Source organism: Pseudomonas sp. GM50 (genome assembly GCF_000282375.1).
In the GTDB taxonomy this organism is placed as follows: domain Bacteria; phylum Pseudomonadota; class Gammaproteobacteria; order Pseudomonadales; family Pseudomonadaceae; genus Aquipseudomonas.
Map to the genome: position 1 here is coordinate 1 of NZ_AKJK01000045.1, position 16300 is coordinate 16300.

The 16300-nt window shown below is 59.3% G+C and carries 16 protein-coding genes; 9 read left to right on the forward strand and 7 right to left on the reverse strand.

Annotation, left to right across the window (positions count from 1 at the left end; genetic code table 11):
* Nucleotides 1-116 precede the first annotated feature (116 nt).
* From PMI30_RS19135 to PMI30_RS19095, 9 genes are all read left to right on the forward strand, one after another.
* Nucleotides 117-965 (forward strand): polysaccharide deacetylase family protein, encoded by an 849-nt coding sequence (locus PMI30_RS19135; RefSeq protein WP_008008569.1) that lies wholly within the window; start codon nucleotides 117-119, stop codon nucleotides 963-965.
* Nucleotides 958-1845 carry a polysaccharide deacetylase family protein gene (locus tag PMI30_RS19130; RefSeq protein ID WP_008008570.1) on the forward strand — a complete coding sequence of 296 codons (888 nt, stop codon included), beginning with the start codon at nucleotides 958-960 and terminating at the stop codon, nucleotides 1843-1845. The genes PMI30_RS19135 and PMI30_RS19130 overlap by 8 nt, the downstream gene beginning before the upstream one ends.
* The gene (locus PMI30_RS19125; protein ID WP_008008571.1) at nucleotides 1842-3248 is read left to right on the forward strand and encodes an MmgE/PrpD family protein; all 1407 of its coding nucleotides are present in this window, start codon (nucleotides 1842-1844) and stop codon (nucleotides 3246-3248) included. Before PMI30_RS19130 ends, PMI30_RS19125 begins: the two co-directional genes overlap by 4 nt.
* A gap of 138 nt (nucleotides 3249-3386) precedes the next feature.
* Entirely contained in the window at nucleotides 3387-4565 is a 1179-nt protein-coding gene (locus tag PMI30_RS19120; protein ID WP_008008572.1) for an MFS transporter, read from the forward strand.
* Nucleotides 4566-4723: 158 nt separating this feature from the next.
* Entirely contained in the window at nucleotides 4724-5419 is a 696-nt protein-coding gene (locus PMI30_RS19115) for an HPP family protein (RefSeq protein WP_008008573.1), read from the forward strand.
* Nucleotides 5420-5786: 367 nt separating this feature from the next.
* Nucleotides 5787-7409, forward strand: coding sequence for an acyl-CoA dehydrogenase family protein (locus tag PMI30_RS19110; protein WP_008008574.1), 1623 nt, complete (start codon nucleotides 5787-5789; stop codon nucleotides 7407-7409).
* 2 nt (nucleotides 7410-7411) lie between these two features.
* Nucleotides 7412-8638 (forward strand): cytochrome P450, encoded by a 1227-nt coding sequence (locus PMI30_RS19105; RefSeq protein WP_008008575.1) that lies wholly within the window; start codon nucleotides 7412-7414, stop codon nucleotides 8636-8638.
* A 3-nt stretch (nucleotides 8639-8641) separates the two neighbouring features.
* Nucleotides 8642-9046 (forward strand): RidA family protein, encoded by a 405-nt coding sequence (locus PMI30_RS19100; protein ID WP_008008577.1) that lies wholly within the window; start codon nucleotides 8642-8644, stop codon nucleotides 9044-9046.
* Entirely contained in the window at nucleotides 9039-9911 is an 873-nt protein-coding gene (locus PMI30_RS19095; protein WP_008008578.1) for an alpha/beta hydrolase, read from the forward strand. The genes PMI30_RS19100 and PMI30_RS19095 overlap by 8 nt, the downstream gene beginning before the upstream one ends.
* A gap of 129 nt (nucleotides 9912-10040) precedes the next feature.
* On the opposite strand, the gene astA is transcribed toward PMI30_RS19095, so the two are convergent.
* The 7 genes from astA to PMI30_RS19060 all read right to left on the reverse strand — a co-directional run bounded on the left by astA (nucleotide 10041) and on the right by PMI30_RS19060 (nucleotide 15904).
* Nucleotides 10041-11075 carry an arginine N-succinyltransferase gene (gene astA / locus PMI30_RS19090; protein WP_008008579.1) on the reverse strand — a complete coding sequence of 345 codons (1035 nt, stop codon included), beginning with the start codon at nucleotides 11073-11075 and terminating at the stop codon, nucleotides 10041-10043.
* Nucleotides 11072-12028, reverse strand: a complete 957-nt coding sequence (ctlX, locus tag PMI30_RS19085) for a citrulline utilization hydrolase CtlX (protein WP_008008581.1) — start codon at nucleotides 12026-12028, stop codon at nucleotides 11072-11074. The genes astA and ctlX overlap by 4 nt, the downstream gene beginning before the upstream one ends.
* A gap of 277 nt (nucleotides 12029-12305) precedes the next feature.
* Nucleotides 12306-12785 carry an Lrp/AsnC family transcriptional regulator gene (locus PMI30_RS19080; RefSeq protein WP_007900194.1) on the reverse strand — a complete coding sequence of 160 codons (480 nt, stop codon included), beginning with the start codon at nucleotides 12783-12785 and terminating at the stop codon, nucleotides 12306-12308.
* A 12-nt stretch (nucleotides 12786-12797) separates the two neighbouring features.
* Nucleotides 12798-13559 (reverse strand): ABC transporter ATP-binding protein, encoded by a 762-nt coding sequence (locus tag PMI30_RS19075; protein ID WP_008008583.1) that lies wholly within the window; start codon nucleotides 13557-13559, stop codon nucleotides 12798-12800.
* Nucleotides 13560-13615: 56 nt separating this feature from the next.
* Nucleotides 13616-14326 carry an ABC transporter permease gene (locus PMI30_RS19070; RefSeq protein WP_008008584.1) on the reverse strand — a complete coding sequence of 237 codons (711 nt, stop codon included), beginning with the start codon at nucleotides 14324-14326 and terminating at the stop codon, nucleotides 13616-13618.
* The gene (locus tag PMI30_RS19065; RefSeq protein ID WP_008008586.1) at nucleotides 14323-15048 is read right to left on the reverse strand and encodes an ABC transporter permease; all 726 of its coding nucleotides are present in this window, start codon (nucleotides 15046-15048) and stop codon (nucleotides 14323-14325) included. Before PMI30_RS19065 ends, PMI30_RS19070 begins: the two co-directional genes overlap by 4 nt.
* A 76-nt stretch (nucleotides 15049-15124) precedes the next feature.
* The gene (locus tag PMI30_RS19060; RefSeq protein ID WP_008008588.1) at nucleotides 15125-15904 is read right to left on the reverse strand and encodes a transporter substrate-binding domain-containing protein; all 780 of its coding nucleotides are present in this window, start codon (nucleotides 15902-15904) and stop codon (nucleotides 15125-15127) included.
* Nucleotides 15905-16300 lie beyond the last annotated feature (396 nt).

Here is a 16300-nt window from a genome sequence, read left to right on the forward strand (position 1 = left end):
CTTGCCCGCGAAGGCGATCTGTCAGGTGACAAAGATGTTGAATGTACCGGCCTCTTCGCGAGCAAGCTTCGCTCCTACAGGGTTCGGTGTTTACTTTTAAATAGTTGGAGCACCAAATGTCCTCCTCACCCCAGCCCACCTGGCCCGATCAGCACACAGCCTGTCTCGCTCTGGCCTTCGATCTCGATGGCCCGACCGGCGATGCCATGCTCAATGGCTCGATCTGGCGCAAGCCCGAGTATTTCGGTTTCGGTGGTTATGGCCCCTATCGGGCGCTGCCGCGGATTCTCGATTTGCTGGATGAATTCCGGATCCCGACGACATTCTTCGTCCCGGCCTGGGTCGTGGAGAACTGGCCGAAACAGTGCCAGGCAATCGTCGAGCGCGGGCATGAGGTGGCGTACCACGGCTACAAACACGAATCCTTTTACGCCCTGACGCTGGATCAGCAGAAGGACGTGATGAACAAATCCCGTGAGATATTCTGGAAGCATCTGCACATCCGCGCCGAAGGTTTTCGCACACCGTCCGGCGACTGGCGAGCCGAAACGCCGGCCATGCTGGTGGAAGCCGGCGTGACCTATTCCAGCAGCATGCGCGGCGATGACCGGCCGTACCTGGTCAACGTGCCGGGCTTCGATACGCCGCTGGTGGAAATCCCCGGCCGCTGGGAAATGGACGACTACGCCTCCCTCGCCTACACCCGTGCGCCGGACTTTCCTTCGGGACTGGACCGCACCGCCAGCTACGCGCTGACCCTCGATAACTGGTGCCGCGAATTCGACGGCGCCATGGATGAAGGGTTGTGCCTGACCACCCTGTTCCACCCCAAGATCACCGGCAAACCGGGGCGCATCCTGCTTCTGGAAAAACTCTTCGAACACATGCGCCAGCGCGACGACGTCTGGTTCGCCACCTGCCGCGACGTCGCCCACTGGTGGCTGAAGGAGCATCACCATGGTTGATTCCATCGTTTGGCCCAACGGCTACCGCTGCGCCGTGGTGCTGACCGTCGATTACAACGACATCCACGGCATCCTCACCCAGGCGCCAGAAGTCGCCGGTCGCGACAAGACTTTGTCGGTGTGGCGCTACGGCACCCAACGCGGTGTCGAGCGATTGCTCAGGCTTTTCGAAGAGCTGGGGGTTTCCAGCAGTTGGTGCATCCCCGGCATCGTCGCCGAGGAAAACCCGCAGCACATCCAGGCGATCCTGGCCGGCGGGCATGAGATTGCCTGCGCCGGGTATCGCCATCAGAACTACGACCACCTGACGCTGGCCGAGCAAAGCGCCGAGATCGCCAAAGGTTGCGCGGCCTTGAGCGCGCTGACCGGTCAGCGTCCGACAGGCTTTCGTATCCCGGCCGGCAACGGTGCGCCGGGTTTCATCGAGGCGTTAAGGGAGCATGGCATCCGCTGGGACTCGTCATGGCGCGGCGATGATTTGCCCTTCGCTCACCCGACAGCACCCGAAGTGATCGAGCTGCCGTTGCACTACGAACTGGAAGACGAACCCTACTTCGCCTTCAACCTCAGCCCGGCGGTGCCGCCCGCGCAATCGCGGATCGCCTCTTACAGCCACACCCTGGGCAACCTGCAAATGGACTTCGCCGGGTTTCACCGGTTCGGGCTGTGTTACGTGCTGCGGCTGCACCCGGAAATCATCGCCACGCCCGGGCGGATCGGCGTGTTGCGCGAATTGCTGCAAAGCATTCAACAACACGACGACGTATGGATCGCCACCGGTGCCGAAGTCGCTCAATGGTGGGCTGAATCGGCAGCGCTCGTGGCCGAGGATCATCCGGCGGCCGTGTACGAACGTCATTATCGGGATTACGGCGTATGAAAGATCAAGAGATCGCAGCCTTCGGCAGCGCCTACGATGGGGTGATGCGGATGGAGCGGTTGGCGCAGTTTTGTGTGGATACTCGCTTCGAAGATTTACCTCCCGCGTTGGTCGGGCAAGCCAGGCGACACATCCTCGACACCTTCGGCGTGACCTTGGCCGGGGCTGGCAGCGATGTGGCGAAGCAGGCGCGTCAGGTTTTCGAGGGTGAAGCCGGCAGCACGTTGGTCTGGGGCGCCGGTCAGCGGGTCGGCGCGGCGCAGGCCGCCATGCTCAATGGTATCGCCGCGCATGCCCTGGAGCTCGACGACACCGGCGGCTGCGACCATTCCGGCGCGGTGGTGCTGCCGGCGGTGATGGCAGCGCTCTCGATGTCGGAGCTATCGGTTTCTGAAGCGTCAGTAAACGGCCGCGAATTGATCACCGCCGTGGTGATCGGCTACGAAATCGGCCGCCGGGTGCTTGAAGCCTGCGGCAGTTATTCGGCCCACAACGGCGCCGGTTGGCACTCCACCGCGACGTGTGGGGTCTTTGGTGCGGCTGCGGCCAGTGCACGGATTCTGGGTCTGGATACACAGCAAACCCTGGCGGCGCTGGGCATTGCCGGCAGCTTCAGCGGCGGTCTTTGGGCGTTCATTCATGACGGCTCGCAAAGCAAAAAACTCCACAGCGGTCGGGCCGCCGAAGGTGGATTGCTGGCGGCGCGGTTTGCGCAACAAGGCATCACCGGGCCGACAAAACTGTTCGATGATGTCTGGGGCGGTTTTCTCAAGACCCTCGCGGCGGATACCGCCGTGCCCGAGGCGCTGGATGCCGAACTGGGCCACGTGTGGAAACTTGCCCGCTGCTCGATCAAACCCTACGCGGCATGCCGGGGGACGCATTCGGCGATCGATGCATTGGGCCTGTTGCTGGATCAATTGCAGGTCAGCGTGGATCAGGTCGAGAGCGTTCAGGTTTCGTTGTGCGGATTCCTCAAGGACATGTGTGGCGGTCAGGACATAAACACCCTGCCGGCGGCGCAGATGAGCTTGTGTTATGCCCTCGCGGCTCGATTGGTCCATGGGCATTGCCGGCTGGAAGCCTACGACGACGAACAGCGCCACCACCCGCGGATTGCTCACTGGATGTCGCGTATTCGCCTTGAAGTCGACCCGCTACTGTCGGAGGATGGCGAGCCAGTTGTCAGCCTGCAGACCGTGGACGGTCGGCAGGCGAGTTTGTGCGTTGAGGTGCCGTTGGGCGCGCCGGGGAATCCGCTGAGTGATGAGGCGCTGGAGGAGAAATTCTTCAGTCTGGCGGGGCGGGTGATGCCGCAGGAGCAGGCGAAAGGCTTGCTTGAGCAGTTGTGGCGGCTGGAAGAACTGGAATCGGTTCGGGCGCTTGACCGGTGGCTGACTTGAATATTGCGCTGCCTTCACAGGCCTCATCGCGAGCAGGCTCGCTCCCACATTTGAAATACGTGCCCCTGTGGGAGCGAGCCTGCTCGCGATTGGCGGCGACACCTCGCTAAAATCTAAAATAAGGACATTTGCCCCACCGTGGCCACTTACTCCCTCGTTATTCGCCGCTTGATGATCGTTTCGCTGACCATCGTCGTCAGCCGCGCCATTACCAGCCCGTTGCTCACCCTGTTCTTGAGCAACAAACTCGGCCTCAACCAACAGGACGTCGGCCTGCTGCTCGGCATCGCGGTGTTTATCGCCACCCTGCTCGCCCTTTACGGCGGCTACATCATCGACCGCCTCGAAAAACGCCGGCTGCTGATCCTCGCCATGCTCTCCAGCGCCATCGGTTTCGTGCTGCTGACCTTCGCCGAAAACCTCTACCTGACCACCGCCACCCTGGTGATCACCGAAACCGCCTCGGCGCTGTTCCTGATCGGGTCCAAGGCAATCCTCAGCGAAAACCTGCCTGTGGGCCAGCGCGCCAAGGCCTTTTCGCTGCGCTACACGCTGACCAACATCGGCTACGCCACCGGCCCGATGCTCGGCGTGGTAATCGCCGGGGTGCAGCCAACAGCTCCATTCCTGATCGCTGGCGGCATCGCGTTCTTCAGTATTTTCCTGATGAGCGGGATTCCCAAAGACCCGGCCCAGACACCCGCCATCGGCCAGCCCCAGAGTTTCCTCAAAACCCTGATCACCCTGAAGAACGACCGCACGCTGATCATGTTCACCTGCGGCTGCCTGCTCAGCACCGTGGTGCACGGTCGTTTCACCCTGTACCTGTCGCAATACCTGCTGGTCACCCAAGACACCAAACGTGCCCTGGAAACCATGGCTGCCCTGCTCGCCTGCAACGCCATCAGCGTGATCCTGCTGCAATATCAGATCGGACGGTTCCTCAAACGCGAACAACTGCGCTACTGGATTGCTGGCGGCACCAGCCTGTTCATCCTCGGGTTGATCGGTTTCAGCCTGGCTGACAGCCTGGTGAGCTGGTGCGTGGCGATGTTCATTTTCACCCTCGGCGAAATGATCATTTACCCGGCCGAATTCCTCTTCGTCGACACCCTGGCCCCGGAAGAGCTGCGCGGCAGCTACTACGGCGCGCAGAACCTCGCGGCCCTCGGCGGCGCGCTCAGCCCGGTGATCTGTGGCTACCTGCTGATGCATACGCCCGCACCCACCATGTTCTATGCCCTGAGTGCATTGACGGCGATGGGCGGTTTCCTGTGTTTCATGAGCGGTCGGCGGGTAGCGATACTGCAAAAATAATGCACTGAAGCTGCATTAATATGAATTTGTCAGCATCAGGATTGATCGGCACACTGTGCGGCGTTCCTCCCCCAATAGTTGGAACTACTTCAAGGGCTTTCTGGGTATCCCAGCTAAGCCTTTTTTTTGCCTCGATTTTTATACGGACCGTTTGCCTCATGTTTGCTCGTTGGTTACCTGCCGCCATCAATACCCGTCCTTCAGAATGGAGCCGCGCCGCCATCGGCATGGCCCTGGGGACGATGTTGAGCGTCTGGCTTTGCGGCCAAGTGTTCGGCATGGACGTGGCGCTGCATCTGATCGGGCCGCTGGGCGCCTCGGCGGTGCTGTTGTTCGCCGTGTCCTCGGGCGCGCTTGCCCAGCCGTGGTCGATTCTTGGCGGTTACCTCTGTGCGGGAGTGGTCTCGCTGCTGGTCGCTCACGTACTCGGACGCACCCTCGGCAGCGCGTGCCTCGCGGCGGGCATGGCGCTGATTCTGATGTGTTGGTTGCGTTGCTTGCACCCACCGGCCGGTGCCTTGGCGTTGCTTATGGTGGTGGCAGACCCGGCGACCATCGCCCTGGAGTGGAAAGCCCTCGGCCCGGTGATGCTCAGTGGCTCGACGATGTTGCTTAGCGCACTGGCGTACAACAATCTGACGCGTATTCGTTACCCAAAACGTCCCGCTGAACCAGCGCCGATGATGCCCGCCCCCGACAGCCAGGCGATCACCGCCGCGGATCTGAAACTGGCCCTCGCCGAGATGGAGGCGTTCTACGACGTCACCCCCGAAGACCTCGAACAACTGATCCATGCCAGCGAGTTGCATGCCAAGCGGCGCAGTATCGGCGAGGTCCTGTCTCGCCGCGCATAGCCCGACACGGCGACCAATGGTCGAGTCGTCCGCTTGCCAGTTGAGCATCTGCGGCTAGAGTCAAGCGGGTACCGCACAGAGTTGTCTGCCTTTCACTACGAAGTCTGGCTCGCCGTAATGTCCAGTAGCGATGACACAGGAAGTCTGGCTATGGAGAAACACTCAACATTGTTGGGTGGCGATGCTGGCTTTACGCTTTGACAGAACCGCACCTCCTTGTAAAACACCGCGATTGCTTCGCGTAACCTGCCGTCCGCAAGAAAAATGGCGCCTATTGCAAGGCGTTCGCGCGTGCTCTGCCCCGCCAGCTCTCTGACTCTGGTGGTTTCGAAACTGTTTTTTTCGAAATCTACGAGAGGAATGTTTCATGAGCGACTCACTGCTGCAATTGCTGAGCACCCCCCTGTTCGACGCCAGAAAGCGCCACCATCTGCCGTTGCGCGACTATATGGACCTGACCATCGAACGTATGCGCATGATAGTGCGCGATGGCCTTGTCACCAATGACATGTGGCTGGGCCAACTCCGCCAGTCGGACTTCCGACAGATGTATGAGCGCGCGGGGATTGTCGGCGCTTATGACTATGCGCTGCTCTCTTCCATCGTCGACCACATGATTGCCGGCAACGCGTTGTTTGCTCAGGGCGATGCGCTGCAAGTCGCGCGCTACCGTCAGGAAGTCATCGAAATGGGCGCGGTGTATGCCTTTGGCTGCACCGAGATCGCCAGTGGCTCCGATGTGCGTAACCTGCAAACGATCGTCACCTATGATCGTTCGAATCAATGCCTGACCCTGCACACGCCCATCCCGGCAGCCTGCAAGTTCTGGATCGGCAATGCGTTGTACGCAGCGCAGGTGGTCATGGTGCTGGCGCGTTTGATCGTCGATGGTGTGGACGAAGGGCTTCACTGGTTTCGGGTACAGATCCGCAACGAGGAAAACGGTCCGCTCTTGCCCGGCGTCAAGGTCATGGCGTGCGACCCCAAGGGCGGGATCCATGCCAATCAAGTGGCCGGTATCCGTTTCTGCGAGATGAAATTGCCGCCGGACGCCTTGATGCAACGACACGCAAGGTTCACCGAGGAAGGTCTGTTTAGCAGTGACGTCCCCAGAAATCAGCGCGTGACTTGCGCCATGGAGACGTTTATTCAAGAGCGTCTGTTTCTACTGGCAGCAGCTCGTGGTGGTGCAGGTCTTTGCACCTATCTGGCTTATCGCTTCGTCTGCCATCGTCTGGTCAAAAATGGCGCGATCAGCGAATCACTACTGGCCAAACCACTGATTCGACAACGGCTGTATATCGAGCAACTCAAGGTGCTGGCCCTGCTGCTTCTGGAACAGGCAGCCCTGTTGCACTTCGAGGCATTGTGGGATCAATCGGACAAGCGCACAGAACTGCACATTATCGCGGCCATTGCCAAAAGTGTCGGCACCTGGATAGGCCTCGACGTTATGTACATGTGCAGGGAAATCTGCGGTTCCCAGGGTTTTCATCATTACAACCAGATCGTCACGCTGCGCATGGATTACGAGATCAGCGTTACGTTCGCGGGCGACAACAGCGTCATGGCCTATCAGGTGGCCAGGGATGCCGTGAGTCGGCCGCGGTTTGCGTCCAGGCCCATCAGTAACATCGCCCAGCATATTGAAAAGCACATTGTCGAACAGTGTTGCGATCCGGGTGAAGTCTCCCATCGCCAGGCAGTAGCGCTGACCTACGCCCGCGCGCTGGATCTGATTATCATCCAGGCCGAGTGCAATCAGCTCGTGTCGCCGCAAACACTCCTGGACCTTGTACAGGTGTTTGCCCCTCAATTGAATGAATGGGGGCTGCCCGCCGACAGCGGCGACTTGAGCCGTCATGCCACCGAATCACAACTGGCCCTGTTGAACGGACTATTGGAGCCGCCGCCCGAGCTGGTCAGTGCGCCCATTGACGGTGCGGATTACATCGACCGATTCACGTCAGCGCTGTACGAGGAGCAATGACCATGGATATTCAATCGCTGCTCGATTTCTCGAATCGCGACACGGTTCGTGACCCCTACCCCGCCTACGCCTACCTGCGCGATCATCATCCGGTGTACTGGTGTGATTGCTTCAAGGCCTGGTTTCTGACCCGATATAGCGACGTGTTCGCCGCTCAGGGAGACGTCAAACGTTACTCCTCAAACCGCATGCAACAACTGGTCGACGCTCGGGTGCCCGCGGAAAAGCGCGGGCAACTGGCAACGTTCGTCAAACTCGCGTCCGAATGGATGTATTCCCAGGACGGAGCCCCACACAAGGCCAGTCGCAACCTGCTGGGCAAAGCCTTCACGCCCCGCTCCATCGACTCATTGCGCCAAAGCATTCAAGACATCACCGATCAGGAGATCTCCCGGCTCGAACCGCAGACCGATTTGATGGCCAACCTGTTCAATCGCATTCCGGCGCTGATCCTGGCCAAACTCTATGGCATTGCAAGTGAGGAGGCGCTGAAACTCCGAAGCTGGACGAGTGACACTCTGATCTTTCTGGGCAGCAGCCTTGACCCCGACTATGGGCCTGAGCAAGCGCTAAACGGCGTTGAGGAAATGTACGCGTACTTCGCCGACATCATCGAACAACGGCGAAAGCAGCCTGCGGACGATCTGGTCACTCGGGTGCTTGAGACCAGCCAGGACAGTGCTTCAAGCGATGATGAGGTACTGGCGCAGATCGTCTTTATCCTGGTCGCAGGCTACAACACCAGTGCTGACCAGCTCTGTATCGGGTTGTTGCACTTGCTTGAACATCCCGAACAACTCAAAGCCCTCAAGTCAGACCTGAACCTTGTTAAACCTGCTGTCGAAGAGATGCTGCGTTTCGATCCAGCCGGCTCATTCAGTCATCGGGTGCTCAATGAGGATGTCGACATCGACAGCGTCACGATGAAAAAAGGTGACCTGGTGTACCTGATGCGCGCTTCCGCCAATCGTGATCCCGCGAAATTCACCAGTCCTGACAGCTTCAATATCCGCCGCACCAACAACGATCATCTTGCATTTGGACGGGGTGAGCATTTCTGCATGGGTACGGCATTGTTCAGGCTTGAAGCCGAAATTGTTTTTACTTCGTTGTTCAAGCGATTTCCCGGCCTGCGCCTTATTGCAGACAAACCCGCGATCTGGCGTACCAACAACCTGCAATTTCGTGGACTGAAAGCACTGCCCATTGATCTGGGCAAAGGAGTTTGAACAATGGAATTTCAACGTGTTTTTTCCGCAGCACCGTGGGAATCCCAAGCCTGCTACTGCAGGGCTTTGAAGGCTGGAGATACGATTTTGATGGGCGGTACGGTGGCCTTCGATGATCAGGGCAAGCCCTTCAAGCCGGGTGATGCATATGCCCAGACTCTGCGCTGCCTTGAAATCATTGAAGCGTCTATCAAGCAACTGGGTGTGGACCGCACCCGTATTACCGCAACACGTATGTACACCACCGACATGGATCTATGGCCGAAAATAGCCAAGGCGCACAAGGAGTTTTTCGAAGGCCATCCACCGACGACAATGCTCCTGGAAGTCGGGAAACTGATACTCCCTGAATATGTGATTGAGATCGAAATTCAGGCCTATGCGGGCAAGGAGTCCGACAATGACTAAAACACTCCTGACCGTAGAAAGCGCCAGGACAGCCTTACGCGAGTTGCTGGTGACCAACGTTCGCGAACTGTCGATCGAGAGCCATGGCCGACCGTTGCCGCTACGCCTCTACACCCCACCCGGCCAAGGCCCCTTTGCTGTGTTGATGTTTTTCCATGGCGGCGGTTGGGTGACGGGCGATCTTGACACCCACGACGGCTTTTGTCGGCTGATGTGTGAATGGGCAAGCTGCGCGGTGGTGGCGGTTGACTACGCCCGGCCTCCGGAACATGTGTTCCCTGCCGCGGTGCAGGATTGCTGTGCGGCCACGGACTGGGTCGTCGAGCGGGGCCAGAGCCTTAGGCTGGATCCTTCGCGAATCGCAGTGGCCGGCGGCGGTTCGGGTGGTGGGCTGGCGGCGATCATTTGTCAATGGGCCAGTGACCAAGGTAAGCCGCAGATCATGTTCCAACTGCTGCTTTATCCCTTGCTCGATTGCCTGGCCCAAAATCCTTCCCACAAAGAATTCGCAGAAGGATTCGGGCTGACCGCAGAAATGCTTGAGTGGTACATCAAACACTATGTTCCGTCAGGTACGTCCCGCGCCGATCCAGGGCTTTCCCCGCTGCGTAGCAAATGCCTGCATGGTTTGCCACCAGCGTTGATCATCACCTCTGAGTTTGATGTGTTGCGGGATGACGGCCGAGCCTATGCGATTCAGCTAAAAGAGGCCGGCGTGTCGGTTCTACACAAAGAGTACCCGGGCATGCTCCACGGTTTTATCAATTACCCGGCGGCTCACGATGACGGGAAACAGGCGCTGCTTTTTTGCGCCCAGACGCTGCAAGCGCAATTTCGCGGTGAAGAGCTGACCGCTGGCGCCTGACGGGTATGAACGACAGCAGCAGGCTTTGTGGCGAGGGTGCTTGCCCCCCGTTGGAGAGTCTGCGACTGCTGCGCAGTCGAACGGGAGCAAGCTCCCTCGCCACAGGTTCATCGCAGACTCAACAACAGCTCAGGCCGCAGACTGCTGCCGCGCCGGCACCGCCAGGCTCACCGCGCGCACCGACGACCCGGCACTCAAGCCCAAGGTTTTCGCCGTCTGCGCATCGACAATCAATGTCCCCGCTGCGACTCGTGCAGGAGCAGCGGTAATCCGGCATTCGGCAAACTGGCGGTTGTGAATCAGGTACGTCGCCGCCTGCTCTCCTGGCGTACCAATGCTCAGTTGCAACACCTGACTGTCACGCACCGCGCGGATGTCGCCAGTGGCGCATTCGATCAGCGGCCCGCCGTCAAAGATATCGATGTAATCCCGATGCTCGAACCCTTCTGCCTTGAGCATGCCCAGTGCCGGTTCGGTGTTGGGGTGCACGCGACCGATAACCGCTCGCGCTGCCTCGGGCAACAGGCAGGTCGGCAGCGGAAACTTGGGCATCAGTTCGGCGATGAAGGTTTTGTTGCCAAGGCCCGTGAGGTAGTCGGCGTCAGCGAAATTCATCTTGAAGAAGTGCCGTCCCAGACCTTCCCAGAACGGTGATACACCCTCTTCATCCGAATAACCGCGCATCTCCGCGATCACCTTGTCACCGAAGTGCTGACGAAATTCCGCCAGAAACAGGAAGCGTGCCTTCGACAACAAGCGGCCATTCAGACCGCTGCGGTGATCGGCATGCAAAAACAGCGAACACAGTTCCGAGTGGCCGGTCATGTCATTGCCGAGGAACAACGTCGGCAGTTGCTGATTGATCCCGAGGTTTTTCGACGCCGCGACAAACAGGCCCAGTCGATAGTTGTACCAAGGCTCACGCAAACCGACGGCGCCTGCCAACGCGCAAATACCGACTGCTTCTTGCTGGTCGTTCTCCAGCACAAACAGGTAGTCGGCATCGCCACGCTCGGCCTCGCCTGCAAAGGTTTTTGCCGCCCATTCCAGACGCTGGGTCAAACGCGCCGCATCGGCCGGCAAGGTGGTCAAACCGGTTCCGGCGCTATGGGCCAGGGCTAACAGTGCCGGCAAATCTGCCGGTGTTGCAGGACGGACGATCATCGCACTTGCTCCTGGGCCGCTTTTGGCTGACGTTCTGATTGACGTTTAGATAGGAAAACTTCGGCCAACATGCAGCGAGCGCTGCCGCCGCCGATGCGTTCGATGGTGTCGATGTTCACCGGCAGCGGCGTGGTGTGGGCTTCGATCAAACGACGCTGATCGGCATCCAGCGATTGCCAGGCGGTGCGCGACATCACCAGCACGGGTTCGCCCGCAGCGTTGTGGACTTCCAGCATGTTGCCGGCGAACGATTCCAGCTGCGCCCAGTCCAGGGCAATGACCTTCTTGCCGCTGTCTTCAAGCCGCGTGCGCAGGGCCAGGCGTTCAGCTGGGTGAGTGACGGAGGCCAGGCAGGCAATCGCCAGCCGCGTGCCGACACTCATCATCACGTTGGTGTGATAAATCGCCACGCCCTGACGGTCCACCGCATTGAAGGCACACAGCTCGTAACCCAAATGGTCGACCAGTTGATCCAGCGCCCGAGCGTGGGTGCGGGTGGAATAGCCGGCGTAACAAATCCGCTGCTGTCGATCCAGCACCATGCTGCCGGTGCCTTCAAGGAACACTTCCTGCTGTTCGAGGCTGGAAAGGTCCAGCAACTGCTCGACGCGGTATTCGTCCCGCAACCAGTCGAGCACGCCTTTGTCGCGCTCCAGACGGCGGTTGTGGCCTTGCATCGGGTACAGCACCAACCTGCCGTCGGGGTGGCTGCTCCACCAGTTGTTGGGGAAGATCGAATCGGGGGTATGCGGGGCTTCGAGGTCGTTATGCACCAGGACTTCGACGCCATGGCTGCGCAGCGCGGCGACGTAGCCATCGAACTCTTGCAAGGCCTTGAGCTGGACGTCCTCGGACACATCGGCCGGGCGCTGGAAACGGTTGTTCGCCGCCGTGTCCTGATTGAACGAGAAACGTGTCGGGCGAATCATCAAAACGGTATTGGTGGTTTGCATGGGCACAGATTCAATGAGGGTTGAGAGGTGCTCATTGTCTGTTTCGGCGATGAAAAAACCCGGTTGATAAGGGCTTGGCGGGTGATGGAAATGGCTGAAAATCCGGGATCGTTCAGCCGATTCGGCGAGGGGTGAAAAGCAAAAGATCGCAGCCTTCGGCAGCTCCTACGGGAGCGGTGTTCATACCCAAAAATTTGAGTGAACACGGTCCACGCAGGAGCTGCCGAAGGCTGCGATCTTTTGACCTTGACCTTTACCTTGATCTTGCGGGTGCCGCCTATTCCATCGTGGTCTTGACCATCGCCAGTTCCGGATGGCTGACCAATTTGTCGATGTGCAATTCCGGGTCGTCGAACCAGACTTCAGTCAGCACCCGATAATGCTCCATGTCCCGGCAACGCATGCGCAAACTGTAGTCGAATGCGCCGCTGATCAAGCGGCATTCCAGCACCTGCGGACAACCACGAACCTTGGCCTCAAAGGCCTTTTGCGCCGCCCGCCCGCTTTGGTTCGACAGCGCGACCAACACCAGCAGCGACAGGCCCGGCGTCAGTTTTTTTTCATCGAGAATGGCCCCGTAGCCACGGATAACCCCGAGCTGTTCGAGCTTGCGCACCCGCTCCAGGCACGGCCTGGGCGTAAGGTGCACGCGCTCGGAAAGCTTTTGATAAGTGATGCGCCCTTCGTGGCGCAGCACTTCGATAATGGCCTGATCGATACGATCAAGCACAATCGACAGATCGCGGATATCCGCCATGTACGTCTTGCCTCACTTCAAACGACCCGATAGGAATTGCTGTAAACGTTCACTCTTTGGCTGGTCGAGGATGCTCGCATCACCTTGCTCCTCGACCCGCCCCTGATGCAAGAACAACACTTGGCTGGAGACTTGCCGGGCAAAGCCCATTTCGTGGGTCACCATCAACATGGTCCGGCCTTCTTCAGCCAGCGCCTGAATCACCTTCAGCACCTCGCCCACCAGCTCCGGATCGAGCGCCGAGGTCGGCTCGTCGAACAACAGAATCTCCGGTTCCACGGCCAACGCCCGGGCAATCGCGACCCTCTGTTGCTGCCCGCCGGACAGAAACGCCGGGTATTGATCGGCCACCCGTTGCGGCAAACCGACCTTGTCCAGATACGCCCGCGCGCTCTCTTCGGCGGCCTTGCGACTGACACCCAACACCCGACACGGCGCCAGTATGATGTTTTCCAGGACGGTCAGATGGCTCCACAGATTGAAATGCTGGAACACCATCGCCAGGCGTGTGCGCAAGCGCTGCAACTGTGCCGGGTTGGCGACTCGCATGCCACCCGCGCCCGGGCGAGTGATGACGCGCTCACCGTCCAGCACAATGGCCCCCTCGTCCGCCCGCTCCAGAAAGTTGATGCAGCGCAGCATGGTGCTTTTACCCGAACCGCTGGCACCGATCATGCTCACCACATCGCCGGCCCGTGCGTTCAACGAGACGCCTTTAAGCACTTCATTGTCACCAAAACGTTTGTACAGATTTTCAACCGTGAGTTTGTACATGCATAAGTCTCCTGCAGCAGCGCCTGCTGCGACGCTGCCCTGGATGAAAAGAGGAATTAGTGCGCCGGTCCAAGGAAGCTCAACCAGCGCTTCTCCGCCAGACGGAACGCGCCGACCAGCCCGAACGACAGCGCGAGGTACAGCAGGCCGGCGATGCCGAAGGCCTGAAAAGTCATGAAAGTCGCGGCATTGGCGTCCCGGGCGACTTTGAGAATGTCGGGAATGGTCGCGGTGAACGCCACCGACGTGGCATGCAACATCAGGATCACTTCGTTGCTGTAATACGGCAGCGCCCGGCGCAACGCCGAAGGCAGGATCAGCCGCAAGTACAGACGCCAACCGCTCAAGCCATAGGCATGGGCCGCCTCGATCTCACCGTAGGGAATGCTGCGGATCGCCCCGGCGAAGATTTCCACGGTGTAGGCGCAGGTGTTGAGCGTGAACGCCAGCAAGGTGCAATTCATCGCGTCGCGAAAGAACGCTTCGAGCAGCGGTTGCGAGCGAACCACGGCGATGCCGTAGATCCCGCTGTAGCAAATCAGCAACTGGATATACAGCGGCGTGCCACGAAACACATAGGTAAACAGCTGAACCGGCCAACGCAGCAGGCCCCAGCGCGAAGTGCGCATAATCGCCAATGGCAGCGACAGGAAGAACCCCATCACAATGCTCGCCACCAATAGCCACAAGGTCATCGCCAATCCGGTGAGGCTGTAACCGTCGCTGAACAGAAAGGGTTTCCAGTATTCGGCAATCAACTCGATCATCGCGCCATCCCCCGTACGCCCTGGTTGTAACGCCGTTCAAGCACTCGCAGTACGTAGTTCGACGCGCTGGTGATCAGCAAGTACAGCGCCCCCGCCAGCAGCAGAAAATCGAGCATGTTGAAGGTGCTTTTACCGGCCTCTTGCGCGACCTTTACCAGGTCCGACAAACCGATGATCGACACCAGCGCCGTGGCCTTGAGCAGCACCAGCCAGTTGTTGCCCAGGCTCGGCAAGGCGAAGCGCATCATTTGCGGGAACACCACGAAGCGAAAACGCTGCCAGCGGTTCAGACCGAAGCTGGCGGCGGCTTCCTGCTGGCCACGCGGCACACTCAGGATCGCCCCGCGAAAGGTCTCGGTGAAATACGCGCCGTAGATGAAACCGAGGGTGACGACGCCCGCCACAAACGGATCGATCTCCATGTAAGGCCAGCCCATGGCTTCGGTCAGGCTGCTCAGCCAGCCTTGCAGGCTGTAGAAAATCAACAGCATCAACACCAGGTCCGGCACACCACGAATCAGCGTCGTGTAGAAGGTGGCGGGCAGGTTCAACAGTTTCAGCGGCGACAGCTTGGCCGCCGCGCCGAGCAACCCCAGCGCCATGCTGACCAGCAGCGACAGCGCCGACAATTTGAGGGTGACCCAGGTGCCATGCAGCAACAAAGGGCCATAGCCTTGCAGGGCCGAAAGATCGACCCCGATCAGATTCAGGAAGGAATTCACGCCAGTCACCTGTCTTGAGGCACTCGCTTGCAAGCGCTGCGCCTGTTACCAGGACGCAGCGCTTTGGGCGCGAGGATCAGTTGTTGTAGAGGTCCAGATCGCCGAAGTGCTTCTGCTGGATCTGTGCGTAGATGCCCTTTTCATGCAGGGCCTTGATGGCGGCATTGAGCATGCCTTTGAGCTCTTCGTTGTCCTTGCGGATGCCGATGGCGATTTCCGACGGCACCAATGGGTCGCTGATGCCTTCGCTGTTCTGGAAGTCCACCCCTTGCGGCGACGTCAGAAAGCTCATCTGCGCTTGCAGCTTGTCCTGGATCGACGCATCAAGACGCCCGAAAACCAGGTCGGCGTAGACCTGATCCTGATTCTGATAAGCGCGCAGTTTCACCCCGCCTGGCCCCAGTTTGGCCTTGGCATAGGTTTCCTGAATCGTGCCCTGCATGTAACCGATGGTTTTGCCCCGCAGCGATTCGGCGGTGGGCAACAAGCCGGAATCCTTGCGGGTGACGATGGCGGTCGGCCCGGCATACAGACGATCGGTGAAGTCGATCTGTTTTTTGCGCGCGTCGGTGACAGTCATCGAGGATTCGATGGCGTCGAACTTGCCCGCCTTCAGGGCCGGGATCAGCCCGTCGAAGTCATTGCTGACCCACACGCATTTCAACTTCAGCTCGGCGCAGATTGCATTGCCCAGGTCCACGCCAAACCCCTGCACGCCGCCATCGGCGGTGGTGGATTCAAAAGGCGGGTAACTGGGGTTGACGCCGAATCGCAACTCTTTCCATTCCTTGGCGCTGGCTCCGGTGGAGCAGCACAGCAAAGCCAATGCCGGTAAGGTCAGCCATTTGATGTTCATCTTCTAGAGTCCCGGATTATTTGGATTTATCGCGGCTTGGCGCCTGCGCCGCACCACACTTTTTGACAGGGGCAGAGAGTCGATGCGGTATTCACCGCAGCCGTATTTGTTGTTGTTTTCGACTGGGTCTAATCAGTCGTCGGGGTGCAGTCCGTTCCAGGCTCTTGATCGCAAGTGCTTGAAATGGACCGTCAGAATGCCAATTGCCTGGACGGCACGGGTGTCGTAAGTCCCTGTTCAGACAGCTCAAGTGCGCTGAACGGAGGCCTTTCACAGCCGATTCTGTCGTTGATTGCCGGATGGGGGTAAAGATCAAAGGAAAGATCAAAAGATCGCAGCCTGCGGCAGCTCCTACGCGCCTTGGCGGGCGCTGCCGAAGGCTGCGATCCTTTGATC

What these genes read in the sequence shown, in the direction of transcription:
- PMI30_RS19135 (WP_008008569.1), top strand. Translation starts at nt 117, where the DNA reads ATGTCCTCCTCACCCCAGCCCACCTGGCCCGATCAGCACACAGCCTGT.
- PMI30_RS19130 (WP_008008570.1), top strand. Translation starts at nt 958, where the DNA reads ATGGTTGATTCCATCGTTTGGCCCAACGGCTACCGCTGCGCCGTGGTG.
- PMI30_RS19125 (WP_008008571.1), top strand. Translation starts at nt 1,842, where the DNA reads ATGAAAGATCAAGAGATCGCAGCCTTCGGCAGCGCCTACGATGGGGTG.
- PMI30_RS19115 (WP_008008573.1), top strand. Translation starts at nt 4,724, where the DNA reads ATGTTTGCTCGTTGGTTACCTGCCGCCATCAATACCCGTCCTTCAGAA.
- PMI30_RS19110 (WP_008008574.1), top strand. Translation starts at nt 5,787, where the DNA reads ATGAGCGACTCACTGCTGCAATTGCTGAGCACCCCCCTGTTCGACGCC.
- PMI30_RS19105 (WP_008008575.1), top strand. Translation starts at nt 7,412, where the DNA reads ATGGATATTCAATCGCTGCTCGATTTCTCGAATCGCGACACGGTTCGT.
- PMI30_RS19100 (WP_008008577.1), top strand. Translation starts at nt 8,642, where the DNA reads ATGGAATTTCAACGTGTTTTTTCCGCAGCACCGTGGGAATCCCAAGCC.
- PMI30_RS19095 (WP_008008578.1), top strand. Translation starts at nt 9,039, where the DNA reads ATGACTAAAACACTCCTGACCGTAGAAAGCGCCAGGACAGCCTTACGC.
- astA (WP_008008579.1), bottom strand. Translation starts at nt 11,075, where the DNA reads ATGATCGTCCGTCCTGCAACACCGGCAGATTTGCCGGCACTGTTAGCC.
- ctlX (WP_008008581.1), bottom strand. Translation starts at nt 12,028, where the DNA reads ATGCAAACCACCAATACCGTTTTGATGATTCGCCCGACACGTTTCTCG.
- PMI30_RS19080 (WP_007900194.1), bottom strand. Translation starts at nt 12,785, where the DNA reads ATGGCGGATATCCGCGATCTGTCGATTGTGCTTGATCGTATCGATCAG.
- PMI30_RS19075 (WP_008008583.1), bottom strand. Translation starts at nt 13,559, where the DNA reads ATGTACAAACTCACGGTTGAAAATCTGTACAAACGTTTTGGTGACAAT.
- PMI30_RS19070 (WP_008008584.1), bottom strand. Translation starts at nt 14,326, where the DNA reads ATGATCGAGTTGATTGCCGAATACTGGAAACCCTTTCTGTTCAGCGAC.
- PMI30_RS19060 (WP_008008588.1), bottom strand. Translation starts at nt 15,904, where the DNA reads ATGAACATCAAATGGCTGACCTTACCGGCATTGGCTTTGCTGTGCTGC.